This window comes from Pseudophaeobacter profundi, assembly GCF_029697505.1.
Taxonomy (GTDB): domain Bacteria; phylum Pseudomonadota; class Alphaproteobacteria; order Rhodobacterales; family Rhodobacteraceae; genus Pseudophaeobacter; species Pseudophaeobacter profundi.
Window position 1 is genome coordinate 1 of sequence record NZ_JARJEF010000032.1, and the last position, 1,498, is coordinate 1,498.

At 56.8% G+C, this 1,498-nt stretch carries 2 protein-coding genes; both read right to left on the reverse strand.

The window, feature by feature from the left end:
* Nucleotides 1-337, reverse strand: a 337-nt coding sequence (locus P2081_RS20145) for an ATP-binding protein (protein WP_278924572.1), incomplete at its 3' end; no start/stop codon positions are given.
* The coding region (gene istA, locus P2081_RS20150) for an IS21 family transposase (RefSeq protein WP_278924573.1) at nucleotides 327-1,498 on the reverse strand (1,172 nt) is incomplete at its 5' end. The genes P2081_RS20145 and istA, both read right to left, overlap by 11 nt.

Genomic DNA, 1,498 nt, shown 5'->3' on the forward strand with positions numbered 1-1,498 from the left:
TTCCTGGACCGCCGATCAGCACGACATTCTCTGCGCTTTCAACGAACTCGCATCGGTGCAGCTGCCGCACAGTGGCTTCATTGATCTCGCTTGAAGAGAAGTCGAAGCCTGTAAGGTCCTTGTATGCAGGGAAGCGCGCCACTTTCGTATGGTAGGCGATTGAACGCACCTCGCGCTCCGCGATCTCAGCTTTGAGCAGTTGTGACAACATCGGGGTTGCGGCTCCGAACGCCGGCGCACCTTGGGCGACCAGGTCTTCGACCGCGTTTGCCATGCCGTAGAGCTTGAGGCTGCGCAACATGATTACGATGGATGCTCCTGCTGGGTCATGACGCATGGTGTTTCTCCCCGGCCTGCCTCAGGCCGTCATAGCGATCTACGTTGGCCTCTGGCGTTATTTGCAGGGCCAATGCGTCTGGCGGGTCGATCTCTGGGTGATCCGTCAATTTGCGGTCGATCAATCGGTGGAGCAGGTTTAGGATGTGCGTCTTGGTGGGAACGCCGGCTTCGAGTGCCAGCTCCACTGACCGCAAAACATCCTCTTCATTGTGTTGCAAAACCAACGACAGGACATCGACCATTTCCCGGTCGCCGCCGTCCTTGCGTAGCATGTGATCTTGGAGTTGGCGGAAGACTGCGGGCATCTCCGTGAAGGGTGCCCCGTTGCGAAGTGCGCCCGGTTTGCGTTGGATAACAGCCAGATAGTGTCGCCAGTCATAGACGACCTTGCCGGGCTTGCGATGTGACCGCTCAATAATCCGTGCATGCTCACAAATCGTTTGCCCTTCAGCCACGATGACCAGCTTTTTTGGATAAACATGCAGGCTCACACGGCGGTTCGCAAAGCTGGCAGGCACGCTGTAGCGGTTCCGTTCAAAAGTGATCAGACATGTAGGTGATACACGTTTGCTGTGTTCTATGAAGCCGTCGAATGCTGGCGGCGGGGCCATCAGCATGGGTCTCTCGGCCTCCCACGCGTCGGCGATGGAGCCTGGCAGAGCTTTATGCGGCGTCTCTGTCCAAAGCGCGATGCAGCGACCTTCGAGCCACTGATTCAGTTCTTCCAGATCGGCAAAGACTGGCATGACCTGCCACATGCGATTGCGTGCATCCTGCACGTTCTTCTCAACCTGACCCTTCTCCCACCCTGCGGCTGGATTGCAAAACTCAGGCTCAAACACGTAGTGGCTGGCCATCGCTTTGAAGCGTGCGTTGATGTCGCGCTGCTTACCTTTCCCAACGCGGTCTACGGCCGTCTTCATGTTATCGTAGATGCCACGGCCCGGCACACCACCAAACACGCGGAATGCATGCCAATGGGCGTCGAATAACATCTCATGGGTTTGCAGCGGATAAGCGCGGACCAAGAAGGCTCGGCTATGTGACAGCTTGATATGAGCGACCTGAAGCTTGACCCGCTCACCACCGATATTGCCCCAGTCTTCGCTCCAATCGAATTGAAAGGCTTCCCCTGGCTGGAACACCAAAGGTACAAAAG